This window comes from Limosilactobacillus reuteri subsp. reuteri (genome assembly GCF_000016825.1).
In the GTDB taxonomy this organism is placed as follows: Bacteria; Bacillota; Bacilli; order Lactobacillales; family Lactobacillaceae; genus Limosilactobacillus; species Limosilactobacillus reuteri.
This window is the reverse complement of sequence record NC_009513.1, coordinates 1,980,169-1,999,618: the sequence shown is the minus strand read 5'-3', so window position 1 is coordinate 1,999,618 and position 19,450 is coordinate 1,980,169. Positions and strand designations below refer to the sequence as shown.

General features: G+C 39.3%; 19 protein-coding genes. 17 read left to right on the top strand and 2 right to left on the bottom strand.

All coding sequences use genetic code 11. The features are described from left to right. The first annotated feature begins 115 nt into the window (after positions 1 to 115). From rpmH to LREU_RS10030, 13 genes are all read left to right on the top strand, one after another. Positions 116 to 250 (top strand): 50S ribosomal protein L34, encoded by a 135-nt coding sequence (gene rpmH, locus LREU_RS10090; RefSeq protein WP_003665227.1) that lies wholly within the window; start codon positions 116 to 118, stop codon positions 248 to 250. Between the two features lie 138 nt (positions 251 to 388). Beyond that, a complete protein-coding gene (gene rnpA / locus LREU_RS10085; RefSeq protein ID WP_003669484.1) occupies positions 389 to 742 on the top strand; it encodes a ribonuclease P protein component in 354 nt (117 codons plus the stop codon). A gap of 3 nt (positions 743 to 745) precedes the next feature. Beyond that, positions 746 to 1,579, top strand: coding sequence for a membrane protein insertase YidC (gene yidC / locus LREU_RS10080; RefSeq protein WP_004562481.1), 834 nt, complete (start codon positions 746 to 748; stop codon positions 1,577 to 1,579). 95 nt (positions 1,580 to 1,674) lie between these two features. Then, complete coding sequence (gene jag, locus LREU_RS10075) at positions 1,675 to 2,442, top strand: RNA-binding cell elongation regulator Jag/EloR (RefSeq protein WP_003669482.1); 768 nt, start codon at positions 1,675 to 1,677, stop codon at positions 2,440 to 2,442. Positions 2,443 to 2,598: 156 nt separating this feature from the next. Continuing rightward, on the top strand, positions 2,599 to 3,987 hold the full coding sequence (gene mnmE, locus LREU_RS10070) for a tRNA uridine-5-carboxymethylaminomethyl(34) synthesis GTPase MnmE (RefSeq protein ID WP_011953607.1): 1,389 nt from the start codon (positions 2,599 to 2,601) through the stop codon (positions 3,985 to 3,987). A gap of 11 nt (positions 3,988 to 3,998) precedes the next feature. Further along, on the top strand, positions 3,999 to 5,942 hold the full coding sequence (mnmG, locus tag LREU_RS10065) for a tRNA uridine-5-carboxymethylaminomethyl(34) synthesis enzyme MnmG (protein ID WP_003669479.1): 1,944 nt from the start codon (positions 3,999 to 4,001) through the stop codon (positions 5,940 to 5,942). 198 nt (positions 5,943 to 6,140) lie between these two features. After that, complete coding sequence (gene asnB / locus LREU_RS10060; RefSeq protein ID WP_004562477.1) at positions 6,141 to 8,060, top strand: asparagine synthase (glutamine-hydrolyzing); 1,920 nt, start codon at positions 6,141 to 6,143, stop codon at positions 8,058 to 8,060. A gap of 141 nt (positions 8,061 to 8,201) precedes the next feature. After that, positions 8,202 to 9,752, top strand: coding sequence for a UDP-N-acetylmuramoyl-L-alanyl-D-glutamate--2,6-diaminopimelate ligase (locus LREU_RS10055; protein ID WP_003669475.1), 1,551 nt, complete (start codon positions 8,202 to 8,204; stop codon positions 9,750 to 9,752). A 17-nt stretch (positions 9,753 to 9,769) separates the two neighbouring features. After that, on the top strand, positions 9,770 to 11,014 hold the full coding sequence (locus tag LREU_RS10050; protein ID WP_003669474.1) for a carboxylate--amine ligase: 1,245 nt from the start codon (positions 9,770 to 9,772) through the stop codon (positions 11,012 to 11,014). A 312-nt stretch (positions 11,015 to 11,326) separates the two neighbouring features. After that, entirely contained in the window at positions 11,327 to 11,932 is a 606-nt protein-coding gene (lepB, locus tag LREU_RS10045; RefSeq protein WP_003669472.1) for a signal peptidase I, read from the top strand. Positions 11,933 to 11,969: 37 nt separating this feature from the next. Then, entirely contained in the window at positions 11,970 to 12,467 is a 498-nt protein-coding gene (locus tag LREU_RS10040; protein ID WP_003669470.1) for a GNAT family N-acetyltransferase, read from the top strand. A 141-nt stretch (positions 12,468 to 12,608) separates the two neighbouring features. Beyond that, positions 12,609 to 13,472 carry an aldo/keto reductase gene (locus LREU_RS10035; protein ID WP_003669468.1) on the top strand — a complete coding sequence of 288 codons (864 nt, stop codon included), beginning with the start codon at positions 12,609 to 12,611 and terminating at the stop codon, positions 13,470 to 13,472. A 147-nt stretch (positions 13,473 to 13,619) separates the two neighbouring features. After that, entirely contained in the window at positions 13,620 to 15,188 is a 1,569-nt protein-coding gene (locus LREU_RS10030; RefSeq protein WP_003669467.1) for an amidohydrolase, read from the top strand. 83 nt (positions 15,189 to 15,271) lie between these two features. Here the strand turns inward: LREU_RS10030 and LREU_RS10025 are convergent, their stop codons facing one another. After that, positions 15,272 to 16,672 carry an aminotransferase-like domain-containing protein gene (locus LREU_RS10025; RefSeq protein ID WP_003669465.1) on the bottom strand — a complete coding sequence of 467 codons (1,401 nt, stop codon included), beginning with the start codon at positions 16,670 to 16,672 and terminating at the stop codon, positions 15,272 to 15,274. 105 nt (positions 16,673 to 16,777) lie between these two features. On the opposite strand from LREU_RS10025, the gene LREU_RS10020 reads away from it, so the two are divergent. From LREU_RS10020 to LREU_RS10500, 4 genes are all read left to right on the top strand, one after another. Beyond that, positions 16,778 to 17,470 carry an AzlC family ABC transporter permease gene (locus LREU_RS10020; protein ID WP_003669463.1) on the top strand — a complete coding sequence of 231 codons (693 nt, stop codon included), beginning with the start codon at positions 16,778 to 16,780 and terminating at the stop codon, positions 17,468 to 17,470. Further along, complete coding sequence (locus tag LREU_RS10015) at positions 17,457 to 17,780, top strand: branched-chain amino acid transporter permease (protein WP_003669460.1); 324 nt, start codon at positions 17,457 to 17,459, stop codon at positions 17,778 to 17,780. Before LREU_RS10020 ends, LREU_RS10015 begins: the two co-directional genes overlap by 14 nt. Before the next feature lie 73 nt (positions 17,781 to 17,853). Then, positions 17,854 to 18,507 (top strand): glucose-6-phosphate 1-dehydrogenase family protein, encoded by a 654-nt coding sequence (locus tag LREU_RS10010; RefSeq protein WP_003669458.1) that lies wholly within the window; start codon positions 17,854 to 17,856, stop codon positions 18,505 to 18,507. A 46-nt stretch (positions 18,508 to 18,553) separates the two neighbouring features. Next, positions 18,554 to 18,700 (top strand): hypothetical protein, encoded by a 147-nt coding sequence (locus LREU_RS10500; protein ID WP_003669456.1) that lies wholly within the window; start codon positions 18,554 to 18,556, stop codon positions 18,698 to 18,700. 99 nt (positions 18,701 to 18,799) lie between these two features. Here LREU_RS10500 and LREU_RS10005 read toward each other — a convergent pair whose 3' ends face one another. Then, a complete protein-coding gene (locus LREU_RS10005; RefSeq protein WP_003669455.1) occupies positions 18,800 to 19,432 on the bottom strand; it encodes a GyrI-like domain-containing protein in 633 nt (210 codons plus the stop codon). Between the last annotated feature and the right edge of the window lie 18 nt (positions 19,433 to 19,450).

Here is a 19,450-nt window from a genome sequence, read left to right as displayed (position 1 = left end):
AATTCGCCGTTTATTAATTTCGGTAAGTGTGTTATACTACCAAAGTATGTTTGAAGAGATCGTCTTTTAGACTCTAGAAACCAAACCACTCGAATTTAATAGGAGGTGCAATTGTATGAAGCGCACGTTTCAACCAAAGAAGCGTCACCGTGCACGTGTCCATGGCTTCCGTAAGCGCATGAGCACCAGTAACGGCCGTAAGGTATTAGCACGTCGGCGTCAAAAGGGCAGAAAAGTATTATCTGCATAACCACGGCCACTTTTATAGTGGCTTTTTTTATTGTGTGGGGCAGGGCAGTCAGCTTGACGAGCAATTTGAATCGTTAAAGTTGTCGTATGCCCGGCCCTATTTTTATATCTACTTAAATTAAGGCTGGGGATTATACAAATGAGAAAATCATATCGCATAAAAAAGGAAAGTGAGTTTCAACGGGTTTTTGAAACCCATAATTCCGTGGCCAACCACAAATTTGTCGTATATCAAATGGAAAAGCCAGGACAAAAACATTTTCGTGTCGGTATTTCTGTCGGGAAGAAGATTGGAAATGCTGTTCATCGTAATTGGGTTAAGCGGCGTATTCGTCAAACATTATTAGAGGTGAAACCGCAATTACGGTCTGATGTTGATTTCTTGGTTATTGCTCGGTCAGCGGCAGATGGTTTATCAATGGCAGAAACAAAGAAAAACCTAGTGCACGTTTTAAATCGAGCACATTTGTTAGATGAAAAAAGTGAGGATTAGGATTTGAATAAGAAAACAAAAAAATTCCTAAGCTTGGGAGCAATCATGAGCTTAACCCTATTTTTAGCTGCTTGCTCCAATAAGCCAATTACTAGTCATAGTACTGGTATCTGGGACCACTACATTATCTATAACTGTTCACAATTTATCATTTGGTTATCAAAGCACTTTGGCGGATATGGAATGGGGATCATTATCTTTACGATCATCATCCGGATCATCTTACTGCCATTGATGTTCTACCAAACAAAGACCATGATGAAGACGCAAGAACTTGCTCCTCAACTAAAGGCAATTCAGAAAAAGTACTCATCACGTGATCGCGAGTCAATGCAAAAGATGCAAATGGAAACGCAGAAGCTCTATAAAGAAGCAGGAGTTAATCCATGGGCTTCGATGCTTCCGTTACTGGTTCAGTTACCAGTTATGTGGGCTCTTTATCAAGCAATCTGGCGGACCTCAGCCTTACGGAATGGAACTTTCTTGTGGCTTCAGTTAGGTCACCCGGACCCATACTACATCATGCCTATTCTAGCGGCATTATTTACGTTCATTAGTTCATGGTTATCCATGGCTTCAATGCCCGAAAAAAACTCAATGACAACTACAATGACGTGGTTTATGCCGATTATGGTATTCTTCATGGCATTGGGATTCTCTTCAGCTATTACCTTATACTGGGTAGTAACAAATGCCTTCCAAGTTGTCCAAACGCTTATCATTCAGAATCCATTTAAGATTCGTCGTGAACGTGAAGAAAAGCAACGGGCTGAAAAAGCAAAACGTCGCAAGATTGAAAAAGCAAAACGTCGCGCTTACCAAAGTCGGCGGAAATAAGTTATTAAGGCTGTGACAAGTAAAGTTGTTGCGAGCCTTTTTATTTAGTAATAAATTTAAAGAGTGGAAATTAATTAAATTCACGGGGGATAGAAATGGCAGTTTTTACTGGAACAACAATTGAAGAAGCAAAAGAAAAGGCCCGTACACAATTGAAGCCAACCGTTAATCAAACGATTGAATTTACGGTTCTTCAACAGCCGCGGCACGGCTTTCTAGGAATTGGACGACGCCAAGCGCAAGTGGATGCAGTAATAAAAGATAAAGAAATTGCGATGCCCTCACTGGAAGAAAAAGACGAGCAGCTAGCAAAAGAGCCAGAACAAAATCCTGCAAGCTTAAATTCCGCTGAAGATGAGCTCGATCCTGCTGAAATCAAGCGGCGGCAACAGGCCAATCTTAAAAAGGTTCAAGCAACTAGTAAAGAATTAGTTGAGTATCTAACAACAGTATTTAAGGAATTGGGTATTGCTGTTGAGCCACGGATTATTAATTTAGAAGCTCATGACCTCAAAATTGATCTTCAAACTGAGGAAAATGGACGGGTGATCGGTAAGCACGGTCGCCGGATCAACGCGATGGAACAACTTAGTAATATATTCATGGATTACCATGGAGCGGCAAAAGTAAATGTTGAACTTGATACTTCCAATTATCGTGAACGGCGTCAAGAAGCAGTTCACAATCTAGCGCAAAAGGCAGCGATGGAAGTAGTTGCAAGCGGAAAAGCTGTTTTTATGGACCCAATGCCAGCTCGTGAACGGAAACAAATTCACCATGAACTTGAGAATAATAACCACGTAAAAACATACTCCCACGGTCGGGAACCTTACCGGAGTATCGTGATTGCTCCCCAAGACTAACTTATTTGTTGACAATTTCTGGTAATGATCTTAGAATATGAGCGGTTATAAATTTAATATTCGTTAAAGTAGTGAAAGTGCTTTGACCATGTTAGTGATATTTTTATTACTATGCATGGACTAGCACTTTTTTTGTTAGAAAGGAGTAAAGTAGCGATGGCAAATAGCGAGAATGATACGATTGCAGCAATTTCGACGCCGGTTGGTGAAGGTGGAATTTCCATTATCCGAATTAGTGGGGATGATGCGGTGAAAGTTGCTCAACGGATCTACAAAGGAAAAAATCTCGCCAAAGTAGCAACTCATACCATTAACTATGGTCATATTGTTGACCCTGATACGGATCAAGAAGTCGATGAAGTGATGGTTTCAGTAATGCGCGCTCCCCACACTTATACACGTGAAGACGTAATTGAAATCAACTGTCACGGGGGATTGTTAGCAACCAACCGTATTCTGCAATTGGTACTGAGCTTTGGCGCCCGGATGGCAGAACCAGGTGAATTTACTAAACGGGCCTTTTTAAATGGTCGTCTCGATTTATCCCAATCAGAAGCGGTAATGGATCTAATTCGCGCAAAGACAGATAAATCGATGAAGGTTGCATTAAACCAGCTTGATGGTGATTTGTCACGGTTAATTCGTAATTTGCGACAAGACATTTTGGATGTATTAGCACAGGTAGAGGTTAATATTGACTATCCAGAATATGATGCTGTTGAAGAAATGACTACGAAGCTCTTAAAAGAAAAAGCAGCGGACATTCAACAACGAATCCAAGGTCTTCTTAAAACAGCTAAACAGGGAAAGGTTTTGCGAGATGGTTTAGCAACGGCAATCATCGGGCAGCCAAATGTTGGTAAATCAAGTTTATTGAATTCCTTGCTTCACGAAGACAAGGCGATCGTTACAAACGTTGCTGGGACAACCCGGGACGTAATTGAAGAATATGTCAATGTCAACGGGGTGCCATTGAAGTTAATTGATACAGCAGGAATCCGCGATACAAATGACCAAGTTGAAAAGATCGGGGTAGAGCGGAGTCGCAAAGCTTTGGGCGCCGCTGACTTAGTACTTCTCTTGATTGATAGTTCAAATAAATTAACTGACGAGGATCGCCAATTACTTGAAGCAACCAAGGATAAGCAGCGGATCATCATCTTAAATAAGACGGATCTTCCACGCAAGGTTGATTTAGCGGAATTGAAATTACTAGCTGGCAAGAGTGCCGTTATTGAAACTTCAATCGTTAACTATGAAGGAATGGACCAACTTGGTGAGCAGATTGGTCACATGTTTTTCAACGAGGGAATTGAAAGCAACCAGAATAATGTAATGGTTACCAATGCTCGGCACATTGGTTTACTCCACCAAGCTAATGATGCTTTAAGCGATGTCTTAAAAGGAATTAATGATGGAATGCCAGTAGACCTGGTTCAAATTGATATGACCCGGTGTTGGGAATTATTAGGTGAGATTACTGGGGATAGTTACCAAGATGAGTTGCTTGACCAGTTATTTAGTCAATTCTGTTTAGGAAAGTAGGGAATAGAAGAATGAAGAGTTCAGAAGCATTGCAAACATCTGATGCCGTTCAATACGAAGCGGGATCATACGATGTAATTGTTGTCGGCGCGGGTCATGCCGGAAGCGAGGCCGCCCTTGCCGCAGCCCGGATGGGGAATAAGACCTTATTGGTAACAATTAATCTTGAAATGGTTGCTTTTATGCCATGTAACCCCTCTGTTGGTGGTCCGGCAAAAGGAATCGTGGTCCGCGAAATTGATGCTCTTGGTGGTGAAATGGGTCATAATATTGATAAGACCTATGTCCAAATGCGGATGTTAAATACCGGTAAAGGTCCCGCTGTCCGTGCATTACGAGCTCAAGCAGATAAACATGCTTATCACCGTGCAATGAAGCAGACGATTGAGGAAGAACCTAACCTTACTCTCCGTCAAGCAACTGTTGACCAATTAATCGTTGAAGATGGTGTCTGCAAAGGTGTTATTACTAATACAGGAGCTCGTTACCACGCTAAGACGGTTGTACTAACTGTTGGAACTGCGGCGCGCGGAAAGATCATTATCGGTGAATTACAGTATGAATCTGGTCCCAATAACTCTAAGTCAGCGGTAAAACTTTCGGAAAACCTTGAAGAACTTGGCTTTGATCTTGAGCGTTTTAAGACGGGAACGCCACCACGGGTTAATGGAAAGACAATCGACTATAGTGTAACGGAAGAACAACCCGGGGATAAGGAACCACATCACTTTAGTTTTGATACTCCTGATAGTGCCTATATTCCAATTAGCGAACAATTATCTTGTTGGTTAACTTATACAAATGAAGGGACCCATGCCATTATTCGGGAAAATCTTAGCCGGGCTCCAATGTTCTCTGGTGTTATCAAGGGAGTTGGACCACGCTACTGTCCTTCAATTGAAGATAAGATTGTTCGTTTTGCTGATAAGCCCCGGCACCAAGTTTTCCTTGAACCAGAAGGACGGGATACGGATGAATATTACCTTGACGGAATTTCGACATCAATGCCAGAAGAAATCCAACAAAAGATTGTGCACTCAATCAAGGGGTTAGAAAATGCAGAAATGATGCGTCCTGGATATGCAATTGAATACGATGTAGTTGCGCCGTACCAACTTCACCCAACCTTGGAAACCAAGATCATTAAGAATCTCTATACTGCAGGACAAACAAACGGTTCTTCAGGTTATGAAGAAGCAGCGGGTCAAGGATTAATTGCAGGGATTAATGCAGGATTACGGGCACAAGGCAAGAAACCATTTGTCCTTAAGCGTTCAGATGCATATATTGGTGTGATGATCGACGACCTAGTAACAAAGGGAACGAAAGAACCTTACCGTTTACTTACAAGTCGGGCAGAATATCGGCTAATTTTACGTCATGATAATGCTGATTTTCGGTTAATGGAAATGGGTCATCATGTTGGCTTAGTTAGTGATGAGCGGCTTGCTAAAATGGAAGAGAAGAAGCGCCAAGTCGCAGCTGAAATCAAACGATTAGAAGAAATTAAGCTCAAGCCAAGCGATGATAAGGTTAACGAGTTTATTGAAGCGCACGGCGATAATCGCTTAAAAGATGGAATTGCGGCAGCTGACCTCTTGAAGCGACCATACTTCGATTACCAAACGTTGGCCGAATTCATTCCGGCACCAGAACAGGACCTTGATCGTCATGTGATTGAGCAGGTTGAAATTCAATTAAAATATGCTGGTTACATCAAGAAAGAGGAAGTTAAGGTTGAACGGATGAAGCGGATGGAAGCTAAACGGATTCCGGATGATATCGATTATGGTGATATTGATGGTCTAGCAACTGAAGGACGTCAAAAGCTTGAAAAGATTCGTCCAGAAACTTTAGCCCAAGCTTCACGAATTAGTGGAGTTAACCCCGCTGATATTGCAATCTTGAGTGTTTACGTCCGTCAGGGGAAGTTTTCCAAGAAGGATCGTAAGTAAAATTTCCCGGGAAATAAAATCTGGAGAAACAGAGTAATGACTCCGCTCTCCAGATTTTATTATGGTTTTCTTAAAGCAAAGGGATAATATACTTAAGTTTGGCATTATATGGTATAATTTAGGTTCGAGTTTTAATAACGAATTTTAAATAACTATTTTGTGATCCGTGAATTTAAGAGAAAGAAGAGGAAATTTATAATGTGTGGGATTGTTGCATTTGTTGATAATGAAAAACCACAAATTAAAGACCAATTAATCAAAAAAATGAAGGACCGGATTATTCACCGGGGACCTGATGCGGAAGGTCAATATGTGGATGATGATGTAGCACTTGGCTTCCGGCGCTTGAGTTTTATTGATGTTAAGTCTGGTAATCAACCAATCTTTAATGAAGATAGCTCAAAAGCCATTGAATTCAACGGTGAAATTTACAATTTTGAAGAATTACGTGAAGAATTAATCAGTAAGGGTCACACATTTAAGACACATGCCGATACTGAAGTAATCTTGCACGGATATGAAGAATGGGGCAAGGATGTTGTTAACAAGCTGCGCGGAATGTTTGGCTTTGTTATCTGGGATTTTAAGACTAAAGAAATGTTCGGTGCCCGTGACCATTTTGGAATTAAACCATTGTATTACGCTAAAATGAACGGTACTTTCTTTGTTGGGTCTGAAATTAAGGCATTTCTTGATCATCCTAACTTTAAGAAGGAACTTAATAAAGAAGCGCTTAAACCATACATGACATTCCAATACCCAGTTACTCAAGAAACTTTCTTTAAGGGTGTTTACCGTCTTCCAGAAGGGCATTACTTCACTTATAAAGACGGTCAGTTTGAAATGACCCAATACTGGGACGAAAACTTTGAGCCAGAAGACGAGACGTTTGATGAAGCTGTTAACAAGATTGACGATGTTGTTAAGAATTCTGTTAAGGCGCATACCTTTGCAGATAAAGGAATTAAGGTTGGTTCATTCCTTTCTGCAGGGGTTGATTCAAGTTTAGTAACGGCTTTGATGCGTCCAGATAATACGTTCTCAATCGGATTTGATAGTACTTACGATGAGACCAAACAAGCACGTGAATTAGCAGCTAAGATGGGCTTGAAGAATACTGATGAAAAGTTGACTAACGAAGAAGCTTTCCACGCATTCCCAATGATTCAATACTACCTAGATGAACCTGATTCTAACCCATCTGTTGTTCCTTTATACTTCTTGAACAAGTTAGCAAAGGATAACGGCTACAAGGCCCTTCTTTCTGGTGAAGGTGCCGATGAATTATTCGCGGGATACATTGATTATGGTTTTAATACGAAAGTTAAGTTTATCCGGTGGGTAACTGACCAACTAAAGAAGATGCCTCGTGAACGCCGGTATAAGTTTGCTAAGTGGTTAGATGGAAAACACTTCCACGGCCAAGAGCATATGTACCGCAACTTAGCGCCAGCACGGGATACTTTTATTGGCCAAGCATACATTTTTAGTCCTGAAGAAGCCGCTGACTACTTGCAACCAGAATTTGATTGCGGACCAAGTATTGCCGATATTCTTAATCCGCTTTTTGACAAGATGGAAGATAAAGATATCGATGAAGTCGCAAAGAAGCAATATATTGACTTGCATCGTTTCATGCCTGGCGATATTTGCTTAAAGGCGGATAAGATGAGTATGGCTAACTCTGTTGAAATTCGGGTACCACTTCTTGATAAAGAGGTAATGAAAGTGGCTGAAACAACACCAACTAAGTATCTCTTTAACTACAAAGATACAAAATGGGCATTTCGGATGGCAGCTAACCGGCATTTACCGGAAGAATGGGCTACGCGGCCTAAGATGGGCTTCCCAACCCCAGTGCGTGCTTGGCTTCGGGAAAAGAAATATTACCAAGAAGTGCGTGAATTATTTGAACAAGACTTCGTAAAAGAGTTCTTTGATCAAGAAAAACTTCTAAAACTTGCCGATGATAACTTCGAAGGTAAGGTGGATGGTCGTCGTAAAATTTGGACAATCTACACCTTCTTAACGTGGTATAAGTTATACTTCATTGATAACTTCAAACCTGATGAATCAGGAATTGACCGCGCACAAAAAACGGCTACAACAGAAGCATAGAAAAATATTAAAGGAGGCTGGCGAAGGGCTGTAGGACTCTTCTAAGTCTCCTTTTTTGTTAATTGATAACCCTTATTTATTTTTATGATAAAAAATGAAATAATATAGGGCAGATTAGATTGAAGGAGAGTCATTTGCAAGATGGAATTGCATATTACACCTGCTTTAGCATTATTGCGCGAGCACCATTTATTGGATCATGTTAGTAATTTGACTGATTTTACCGCAACCAGCGTGTCCTATGATTCACGGAAGGTAAAATCAGGAACGTTATTCTTTTGTAAAGGAAATTTTTTGCCTAAATACCTAGCATCCGCTAAAGAAAAAGGTGCGATTGCGTATGTGGCTGAAAAAGAATATCCAGAAGGCGAAGGATTGCCAGCTATTATCGTAAACGACGAACAAAAAGCAATGTCTTTACTGGGGGCAGCATTTTACGGTTATCCACAAAATGATTTGTTCATTATTGCGATTACAGGAACAAAAGGCAAAACAACAACGGCTTATTTTGCTGACCATATTTTAGCCCAAAGTACAGCTGATCATATTGCCCTTTTTTCAACGCTTGATCGGATTCTAGGCAATAAGCCGGAAGATAAATTTAAATCTGATTTGACTACTCCCGAATCCTTAGACCTTTTCCATGATATGCGCGTTGCCGTTGATAATGGGATGACGCACTTAGTAATGGAAGTATCATCGCAAGCATACAAGAAAAACCGGATTTATGGTTTGAAGTATGATGTTGGAATTTTCTTAAACATTTCGCCAGACCATATCGGACGAAATGAGCACCCAACTTTTGCTGATTATCTTCACTGCAAGGAACAATTATTAGTAAATTCTGCTAAATGCTTAATCAATGCAGAAACGGAAAAATTTACCGATGTTTATTACACTGCTAAGGCAACTACACAACCAGAAGACATTTTCTTATTTGCACGGCGAGGAGCAAACATCGAATTACCTGACAATGCCCAAATAGATTTTGAATATCGAAATGATTTAGAAGATCTTCATGAAAGTGAATTTGAGTTGACCGCCTTAACTGAGAAAGCAAAGCAGTTAAACTTAGATGGCCGTTATAAAACGAGTGTCCCTGGAGATTATAATGAAGGAAATGCGGTCGCTGCAATCATTGCCAGTGGATTAGCTGGGGCGAGTGCTAACGATGCCGTAGAAACATTAAATCATGTTCATATCCGTGGTCGAATGGAAATGATTAACAGTAATACCCATGGAACAATTTATGTTGATTATGCCCATAATTACGCTAGCTTGAAGCGACTCTTGGCATTCTTAAAACGACAAACTAATGCTGGCAAAGTAACAGTTGTCTTAGGAGCGACCGGTGATAAAGGTATTTCGCGCCGTCCAGGGTTTGGAAAAGCTTTAACTGAAGAACAACCAGATGAAGTAATTTTGACGACTGATGATCCAGGGTTTGAGGATCCGATGACTATTGCCCGGGAAATAGATTCTTATATTGATCATGATAAAGTAAAACATATTCAATTTGAAATGGACCGCGAAACGGCGATCAAAAAGGCAATTGACGGTAGTGAAAATGATGATATTGTAGTCCTTGCAGGGAAAGGTGAAGATCCTTATCAAAAAGTTAATGGGGAAGATGTCCCTTACCCAACTGATGTGAAGATTGCACGTGATTATATTAATGAACTAGAAAGATAAAGAGGAGTGGGGATCTAATGAGTGAACAACCTTTTGTTCCATTGATTCTAGGTAGTGATTTCAACGCTTACGGAATGGCACGGTCGATGTATGAAAAATATGGGATTAAGTCGCAATTATATGCTCGACAACCATTGGCACCAACCCGTTATTCAAAAATTGTCGAGTTGCATTATAACGAACAATTACAATCACCAGAAGTGTTTACGAAGGTATTAATTGAAGCGGCAGATGAGTTTGCTAAGCAAGGCAAGAAGACCGTTTTAATTAGTTGTGGGGATGACTATACTGAATTAGTTGCGAAAAACCGTAAAGAACTTTCGCAGCACATGTTCTGCCCGTATGCTGATTATGATGAAGTGGCAACATTAACGGATAAAGAGAAGTTCTACAATGTCTGTGAAAAGTATGGTTTGCCTTATCCTAAAACCGATATTTTAAAACCGGACCTTGATTACAAGAACTATAAATCACCATTTGAATTTCCAATTGCTTTAAAGGCTGCTGATGCGGTGCAATGGCATAAGGGAAACTTTGAAGGGTATGAAAAGGCTTATATTATTAAGACACCAGAAAGATTAGCGGAAGTTCTGGAGATTATCTATGAGCATAGTCCATACAATGGCGACCTTGTTCTCCAAGAATTTATTCCTGGTGATGATAGTAATATGCGGACCATCAATTGTTATGTCGATAAAGATCATAAGGTAAAGATGATGTGTTTGGGTCACCCACTTCTTGAAGATTGTAATCCAGCAAATGTTGGTAATTATGTTGCGATTATGCCAGCATATGACCAACAAATCTATGACAACATCAAGAATTTCCTTGAAAGCATTGAATTTACTGGATTTGTTAACTTTGATTTAAAATATGACCGTCGTGATGGCCAATTCAAGGTATTTGACCTTAATCCTCGCCAAGGTCGTAGTAGTTTCTTCGTTTCATTAAATGGCTATCAACTTGCTACTTTCCCCGTTGAAGATTACGTTTTTGATAGCTTAAAAGATCAAGAGACGATTTATGGGAACAAGGATGAAAGCAACTACAAGTTATGGCTTGGGGTTTCAAAAAAGACTTTCCTTCAGTATGCTAAAAATAATGAAATTAAAAAGCAGGCTGAAAAGCTTATTAAAGAAGGCCGCTATGGAACAACTTTCCATTATGACAAGGACATGAATTTCATGCGGTGGTTAATGGAACAACGGATTAATCATAACTATCAAAAGAACTTCGAAAAGTACTTTGTCGAAAAGAAATAAAAATTAAAAGGGACTGTGACATAAGTTAAGTTACTTTCATAAAAAGCAAATACGCAGTACAACAATGGCCTCTAACGTCCGGCAAAACCGAACGTTAGAGGCCTATTGTTGCTTGCGGGGACTCCCAGAGGCTAGCTGCGCGTCGAAAAACGAAGTCACAAGTGCCTTCTGTCTCGCTCTCTTTTGACCCTTAATATCTTTTTGATGTTATTAAATGTGAAAATAATATATTATTTATTATAAATAACTTTTCAGGTTTTATTACTAGTTGTATGATTAATAACAGTTAAATAAAGAAATTGAGGAATTATAATGAAAGCATTTCGTGAAGCAATGAGTTGGATTATTCCCATTCTAATCGGGTTAATAATCGCATTAGTAATTAAGCAGTTTTTCTTCCAAATTGTTCGGGTTGATGGACCATCCATGCAACCAAACTTACAAAATAATGAACGAGTATTTTGTTTGAAAACTGCCAAAATCCATCATGGAAGTGTCGTTGTATTTGATGCTAATGGCGTTGATCCGCAAGTATCAGTTAAAACCGATTATGTTAAGCGAGTAATTGGACTTCCTGGTGATACTGTTAGCTCTAGGAATGGAAATATTTATGTTAACGGCAAAAAGATTAATCAAGACTACATTAGCAAAAGTCAACGAACAACCGGAACTGGGAACTGGACACTGCGTAGTATCTCAGTTCAGAACAGTTGGTTAAAGAATAATGGTGCCACAAAAGTTCCGAAAGGTGAATACTTTGTTCTTGGGGACCACCGGAGCGTTTCAAATGATGGTCGTTACTGGGGATTTGTACCTAAGAGTAAGATTGATGGGGTTGTAAAAGTTCCATCATGGACTGGGACAAAAACGACTCGCGAAAACGTTAATAAAGAATGGCAGCACTTCTATGATAAGTAATAATCAGTGGGTAAAAATACTGTAAGGAAGCTTTGATATGGATTACCAAATTCGGTTAGCAACAATAAATGATCTACCAGCGATTGTCGATATATTTAATCAAGCCATTCCGCTGCAAGTCAACGATGAGAGTGCACCGATCGAAGTTGCTGATCGACGTGAATGGTTTATGCAGTTTGACAGTACTCATCCAATTTGGGTCGCAACAATGGATGACCAAGTAATCGCCTGGTGTGCTCTTGAGTATTTTTATCCGCATCCCGCCTATGATCATTCGGCACAGATAGCTATTTATATTCATGAAGATTATCGACGGCAACATCTTGGCCGTGATTTATTAACATATGCGCAAAAACGAATTGAAGATCATCTAGATATAAGAACCGTAATTGCGTATATTTATATTGAAAATCAAGCAAGCTATCATCTTTTTACCTCCTGTGGGTACAAAGAATGGGGTAAGTTACCACAAATTTCTGAAATAAATGGTCAAATGCGGTCCCTTTATATGATGGGCAGGCATTTTAATGAGTAGCAAACTTTACGAGGTTGAGCAATTTTAAGCTTTAACCTCTTTTTTTATTATTCTGGTCAAGGCTTACTAGTTTACATTTATGGGAAAAATGACGACAATGGTTTTGTAGGAATAACTTGAAATGCGAAAGGACGGAGAACAATGATTTTAGATGAGACAATTACTCTTAATAGTGGTGTGAAAATTCCAAAGTTTGCATTAGGAACCTGGATGATTGATGATGACCAAGCAGCCGAAGCAGTTCGGAATGCGATTAAGATGGGATATCGGCACATCGATACAGCTCAGGCTTATGATAATGAGCGGGGAGTCGGTGAAGGTGTACGAACAGCCGGTATTGATCGGGATAAAATCTTTGTTACTTCAAAGATCGCTGCTGAACACAAAGATTATGATGTAACTAAAAAGTCGATTGACGAGACTCTTGAAAAGATGGGTCTTGATTATATCGACATGATGCTTATTCATAGTCCTCAACCATGGAAAGAAGTAAATCAATCTGATAATCGTTACCTTGAAGGAAATCTCGCTGCTTGGCGAGCCATGGAAGATGCCGTTAACGAAGGTAAGATTCGAACAATTGGCGTTTCTAATTTCAAAAAAGCCGATCTTGAAAATATTATTAAGAATAGCGATACCGTTCCCGCTGTTGATCAAGTTTTAGCTCATATTGGTCATACTCCATTCAATCTTTTATCATTTACTCATGAACATGACATTGCGGTTGAAGCATATTCACCAGTTGCTCACGGCGCTGCTTTAGACAACCCCGTAATTGAAAAGATGGCTAAAAAGTACAACGTTTCAGTCCCACAATTGTGCATTCGGTATGATTGGCAAATAGGAATGATCGTCTTACCAAAGACTACTAATCCAGAACACATGAAGGAAAACACTGAAATTGATTTTGAAATTTCTGAAGCTGATATGGACCTATTGCGGCGAGTAAAGCCATTAGACTATGGCGATTTTGATATCTACCCTGTTTACGGTGGAAAAATGTAAAATTAAATAAAAATGGTAGGTCTGTTTGAATGTAATCAGCATTCAAACAGACCTGCCATTTTTTTGAACTTAGGTTATTTTAAAACGGTTTCATTTTGGCGAAGATAGCAGTAGGATAATAACTATAAATATGAAGGAGTTAGGATTATGACCCAGACATTTATTAACGGTAAAATCTTTGTTGGTGATACTGAGGATCATTTTGTTAATAGCATGGTAGTTGAAGATGGAACGGTTAAACGAATTGGTGATAATTTACCTAATGAAGGCGAAGTGATTGATCTGCAAGGACAAACAGTTTTGCCAGGATTAATTGACTGTCATACCCATCCTAAATATATCGCTGATGCCCTCCATGGTGTTGCTTGTACCCCGCCAAATGTTAATAGTATCAAGGAAATGCAAGAAGCACTTCGTAACTCTCCTGCATATGGTCAAGGCGAAGATGGGTGGATTGAAGGTTGGGGTTTTGATGAGACAAAATTAGCAGAACATCGGAGTCCTAACCGTGATGATTTAGATGCTGTGTCAACAACGCAACCAATCTTTATTTATCGCTCTGACTGTCATTCTTCTGTCGGCAATTCTAAAGCCTTGGAACTTGCAGGAATTGATGAAAATACGCCTGACCCGGTTGGTGGGAAAATTGAACGATTTGCTGATGGACGACCAACTGGTTTTATGCGCGAAGTAGCTGCCTCGCAACTTCTTATTCGGGCTAAATCGGCACAAAGTTATGAAAATGACGTAGCTAATATGGTTAATAGTTCCGAACACTATCTTAAAGAAGGAATTGTGGCAATTGGTGAAATGATGGGCCGGATGAAGCCATATACTTCTTTAAAACTATACCAAGATGCAGTTAAACAAGGGTTTGGTCCTAAGGCTTCGATCTACTATGTTTTTGATGAAATTGATCCGCAGGTTGGACTGCAACCAAGCGGGGATGAAAAACTCCGCGTTGCTGGAATTAAAGTCTTTATGGATGGGAGTATTTCTGGTGAAACGGCCTATAATACTGATCCTTATCCATCGGGAAAAATGGGAGTTAGTTTGACTTCAGTGGAAAAGCTTAAGCGAGCAGTAAAGATGGCTCGTGATAATAAGCTTCAACTAGCTGTGCATGCGATGGGCGATAAAGCAATTCAAACAGTAATTGATGTAACAAAAGAGATGGAGCCATGGCTAACAACGATGCCATCAGTAAGAATTGAGCATGCCTCCTTAATGACTGATCAAATGTTTGCAAAGATTGCCAATAGTAAAATGAACTATGCGTTAGTCACGCAACCAATCTTTTTCTTTGCAGAAGATGAATCCTATCGGCATTACCTTTCTCCAGCACAGTTTAAATTAGCTTACCGCGTCAAAACAATGTTAAATTCTCAAGCAATGTTAGGTTTGAGTTCGGATGCCCCATGTACGCCATGGGCAGAACCTGATAGCCCGTTTTATAGTATTTATGCGGCTGTAACGAGAAAGGCAGCTAATGACGATATTGTTAACGCAGAAGAAGCAATTACAGTTCCACAAGCTATTCTTGGTTATACTCGGGATGGTGCTAAGATTGGCGGCTTTGATGATAATGGAACGCTTGAAGTAGGAAAGGCAGCGGACTTTGTTATCTTAAATGATGATATCTTTACAGTTGCTCATAGTGAACTTAAAAATATTCACGTGAATGAAACTTGGATGGCGGGGAAGAGAGTTATGTAGTGAAGATGGTTCACGAGGCAGTTAAAAAAATAAGTTAAACAGAAAGTAGAAGTGATGCTAGGAAAAATTCTTAACATCACTTTTTAAATTAAATTAGATTTTTGCAAAAAACCACGTAATTTTTTAAGTCCTGTTTCTAACTCATCAAGTGACTTATTTGCGGACAATGAAACACGGAGAAAATGGTCATTTGAAGAAGCGTTAATTTGAAAACGATCAGAGCCAAAACAACGGATATTTATATCAGCAAGGGCTTGTTCGATTTTGGCTGTATTTTGAATATTTTTAAGCGGTAATCGACGAAAAAAGGCATAATCGGTTAATTGGTTTGTAGGAGCAGTCGGGAAATATTGTTCAAAAAGGATATTAGCTTGTTTGGCAAGGGTGACTTTATTTTGAATGATTTGTTGGACGACATGCTCTTTTATTGCCATGGATGCAATTGCTGTATTGAGTGTTGACGTTTTGACTGTTGTATTAAAGAAGCCATTTTTAACTTGCTGGGCTAGCTGTGCTGGAAAAACTAGATAACCAACACGGAGTCCTGATGCAAGAACTTTTGACATGCTGCAAACGTAACAAGTCTGGTCTGGTAGTAATTCCATTATTTTGGGTGGCCGTTCTGGATTGAGTTTACTAAGAAAACTTAAGTAGTCATCTTCAATTATTTTTAGCCCATATTCTTGCACAAGCGTTGCGATTTCTTTCCGGCGAGCTACCGAGAGAACAGCGCCAGTCGGGTTACTATATTCCGGCATGATATAAAGGCCAGCTAGATTATTGTTTTGACAAGCGTGTTTTAATGCTTCAATATTCATCCCGCCTTGATCATTTTTTATTGCTACTAAATGGAGATTGTTTAGTTGCGCGGTTGCAATCAGGTTGGCATAGGTAAATTCGTCGACAGCAATCTTATCGCCACTTGAAAATAAGGTCATTAACAGTAGTGTAAGTGAGTTTTCTCCTCCCGCTGTAATAAGGATATGTTGAGTAGGAGTTAATCTCACACCAAGCCAGTCAAGATAATGCCCAAAAGCCTCATTATCAATCGGACGCCCGGTTGGTGAATCATAGGTTAGAAGTTGCGAGGCGCCTTGCTTAACGGTGTTGCTAAGAATATTGTCAAGGAGGTGGTTTGTCTGCTCAAAGGAAGCAACAAAGCCAAGGTCGATGGTACGGGTCAAAGGAGAATTGGCAGTTAACGGATCGATACCATTTGAGTTAACGAAGGTTCCTTTACCATGAATTCCATAAGTTAAACCAAGTTGCGCACTTAATTTGTAAGTACGAGTAACGGTGGTGAAATTAATGTCGAGATAATCGGCGAGTTCGCGTTGCGGAGGCAGTTTCGTTCCGGATGTAAGAATTCCACGCTCAATCGCTGATTTTAGTTGGTCAAGCAAGCTCTTATAAATTGGTCGCGTCAGCTTATTTTTGTCGGGGTACCAGGTAAGCTGATAGTGGGAGAAATCATTAATGGGCATAGTTAATCACTCCAATATTGTAATCCATACAATTAATTCCTTGTATGGATAAAATACTCCTGTTTAAAATAAATTCAAGTTATTTTAAGGAGGGAGAATTCGACCATGAGAAAGGAAGTACGTTACGCTTTTCAAAAAACTAGTCCGGTAATGCTTGGCTTTTTATTTTTAGGCGCCAGCTATGGGATATATATGCATAAACTGGGCTTTAATTTTTTATATCCGTTATTAATGGCTGCGACCATTTTTGCTGGATCAGTCGAATTTGTAATTGGTAATCTTTTAGTCCAGAGTTTTCAGCCATTGACTGTTCTTATTTTAACTGCCCTTGTTAATTCACGACATATTTTTTATGGCATTACGATGTTAAAAAAATATTCCAATACGGGAAAGTTAAAGCCGATTCTTATTTTCGGAATGTGTGATGAGTCTTTTTCCTTAAATGCAACGTTAAAAGCACCAGCTGGCCTCGATCGCTCATATGTTTATTTTTACATAACCGCGTTCAACTATTTTAGTTGGGTAGCTGGTGCAGGTTTAGGTGGTCTCCTTGGGGGAATGATTAACTTAAACTTAGCAGGTTTAGATTTTGTAATGACGGCGCTTTTCATTGTTTTGTTTACAGAACAGTTGAAAAATGCCCGAACTCAGCGTGATGCTCTGATTGGTTTAGTATTTGCAATTATTTGTTTACTATTTTGCAACAAGAATGCTTTCCTATTAGTGACATTAGTAACGCTTGTCGCGCTATTTTCATTAAATTACTTAATTACGAGGAGAAAAAATGACATTAACTGAACAAATTATTTCAATTTTAATCGCCGCAGTCGTCACGATGGCAACCCGCTTTATCCCATTTCTGATTTTTGACCAGTCAAAAGAATTATCACCTTACCTGGAAGAACTAGGGAAATTCCTCCCAGCAGCAATCATGGGAGTATTAGTAATCTATTGTTATCGGAATATTTCTTTTGCTGAGCCTAGTAAGGCATTATTAGAAATCGTTGCCGGCTTAGTAACATTATTTATTCACCTTTGGAAAAGAAATATGCCACTATCAATCTTAGTCGGAACTGGCTTTTATATGGTGATGCTGAATTTGTTTTAATGAAGCTAAATTATGATTCGTAGTTTAGTTTTTTTTAGTTATAATATTCTTGAATAAAAAGGGGCGAGCTAAAATGACAGCATTAACTGAAAATATGTTTGCAATCTTTGACCAGCCAGAATTTTCCTTTAAGAAGATTAAAGAAACTCATTCACCAGAAGAAGTTGCAGACCTAAAAGAGAAGTTTAAAGCAGTTTGGCAAGTGTGGAAGAAGGTAAATCAAACTGTCGCTAGTCAACTACCAACGGGTAAATTTGCGAAGGTTCACGTTGAGAGTTGGACGAATGGCTGGAACCTGCGTGATCATTACTGGGCCTCTTATCGTTTAGCATTATTAGCAGAATATAATCCCTGTATTGGGGTGATGCTTGCTAAAAAACAGTTACAGGTCTACCTCATGTTTCAACATTATAAGAGTGAACAACGACAAAGTACGCCAGATGAATACAACAAATTACTGGATAAAGTACCAGAATGGGCTGATAATATTGACGCCACTCACTGGTATCTTTGGGATAAGGATGAGATGGAATTTTCTGATCATCTGTCACTGTCTAAATATCTTAATAATCATGATGTTCAGCAACAGTTTAATACTGAGGCCCGACAAACAAGTTTCTTACTTGGAAAGTTTGCATTTCGGGGAAAAGACCAAGTTGATGATATGGAAGAATATATCGATTCAGCTATTAGGCACCTTACCCCACTATACGAAGAATTGAAGTGAAGATGTAACGGGGATGCTAAGTAGAAAAGATATTGAGGTGTTTTAGATGAAAGAGAATTCCCAACAATTACAACAAGATATTAAACATGATTGTGAAATGATTGAATCATCATTTGATAGCAATAGGTTGTTTACCCCTAAAGAGATGAAAGAACGATTTGAAAAATTCGGCTGGGGAAAACATGAAAATTAAGTACAAGCTGAATGAAATAATTAATTTGTAGCATAAAAGGCACCAGAAGTCGTAGTTATAACTTCTGATGCTTTTTTTGTTCACCTATTAATAGTGTTTTTAATTGTTTTTTACCGGAATACGCAATACCGTTTTTAGATTTTCAACCTTCGTCCGCCGGGGATCTGATAAATAAATTTCATGATGGTGGCGATCATCGTTAATATCTACTTGTAAACCATGTTCCTCAATAAACTTATGTATTTTGTCGATCGTTGCTGGTTCATCATCATATGACCCGATATGAAGTGCTTGCACACAGAGGCCTTCTTGCATTGACAGGAATTCTACGTTATGTAAATCAAGTTGCTTTTTTTCGCTAGCCTCTTGAATTGCCCAGTCAAAAACGTCTTGAGTAACAAAGTCGGGAAGGCGAATCATTGCAATGAAATTGAACATTTCTTTGTGAGCGTAGTCAATTCCAGTGATACCATCTTGCCACCATAGTCCTTCTAGTGGGGGAACAACAAAATCAAAATAATCTGGAATTTGGTAGGTGCCTTTTTTGCTCATTTTAATGGTATAAGCAACAGCGTAGAGCTTTTCAATTGCTTTTTTATACTCACTATTTTCCTGATTAGGATCCCCATGTCCTCGCACAGTAAGATACTTCATCGCTGGTACATTGATTAAGCTAGGATTCTTTCCAGGGACATATAATTCTTTCTGCTCTTTTCTGAAATTATAAGCCATCTTGTCACTTCCTATGTT

Excerpts from the sequence above, each read along its gene's own strand:
- rpmH (WP_003665227.1), top strand. The coding sequence starts at position 116 with ATGAAGCGCACGTTTCAACCAAAGAAGCGTCACCGTGCACGTGTCCAT.
- rnpA (WP_003669484.1), top strand. The coding sequence starts at position 389 with ATGAGAAAATCATATCGCATAAAAAAGGAAAGTGAGTTTCAACGGGTT.
- jag (WP_003669482.1), top strand. The coding sequence starts at position 1,675 with ATGGCAGTTTTTACTGGAACAACAATTGAAGAAGCAAAAGAAAAGGCC.
- mnmE (WP_011953607.1), top strand. The coding sequence starts at position 2,599 with ATGGCAAATAGCGAGAATGATACGATTGCAGCAATTTCGACGCCGGTT.
- mnmG (WP_003669479.1), top strand. The coding sequence starts at position 3,999 with ATGAAGAGTTCAGAAGCATTGCAAACATCTGATGCCGTTCAATACGAA.
- asnB (WP_004562477.1), top strand. The coding sequence starts at position 6,141 with ATGTGTGGGATTGTTGCATTTGTTGATAATGAAAAACCACAAATTAAA.
- LREU_RS10055 (WP_003669475.1), top strand. The coding sequence starts at position 8,202 with ATGGAATTGCATATTACACCTGCTTTAGCATTATTGCGCGAGCACCAT.
- LREU_RS10050 (WP_003669474.1), top strand. The coding sequence starts at position 9,770 with ATGAGTGAACAACCTTTTGTTCCATTGATTCTAGGTAGTGATTTCAAC.
- lepB (WP_003669472.1), top strand. The coding sequence starts at position 11,327 with ATGAAAGCATTTCGTGAAGCAATGAGTTGGATTATTCCCATTCTAATC.
- LREU_RS10040 (WP_003669470.1), top strand. The coding sequence starts at position 11,970 with ATGGATTACCAAATTCGGTTAGCAACAATAAATGATCTACCAGCGATT.
- LREU_RS10035 (WP_003669468.1), top strand. The coding sequence starts at position 12,609 with ATGATTTTAGATGAGACAATTACTCTTAATAGTGGTGTGAAAATTCCA.
- LREU_RS10030 (WP_003669467.1), top strand. The coding sequence starts at position 13,620 with ATGACCCAGACATTTATTAACGGTAAAATCTTTGTTGGTGATACTGAG.
- LREU_RS10025 (WP_003669465.1), bottom strand. The coding sequence starts at position 16,672 with ATGCCCATTAATGATTTCTCCCACTATCAGCTTACCTGGTACCCCGAC.
- LREU_RS10020 (WP_003669463.1), top strand. The coding sequence starts at position 16,778 with ATGAGAAAGGAAGTACGTTACGCTTTTCAAAAAACTAGTCCGGTAATG.
- LREU_RS10015 (WP_003669460.1), top strand. The coding sequence starts at position 17,457 with ATGACATTAACTGAACAAATTATTTCAATTTTAATCGCCGCAGTCGTC.
- LREU_RS10010 (WP_003669458.1), top strand. The coding sequence starts at position 17,854 with ATGACAGCATTAACTGAAAATATGTTTGCAATCTTTGACCAGCCAGAA.
- LREU_RS10500 (WP_003669456.1), top strand. The coding sequence starts at position 18,554 with ATGAAAGAGAATTCCCAACAATTACAACAAGATATTAAACATGATTGT.
- LREU_RS10005 (WP_003669455.1), bottom strand. The coding sequence starts at position 19,432 with ATGGCTTATAATTTCAGAAAAGAGCAGAAAGAATTATATGTCCCTGGA.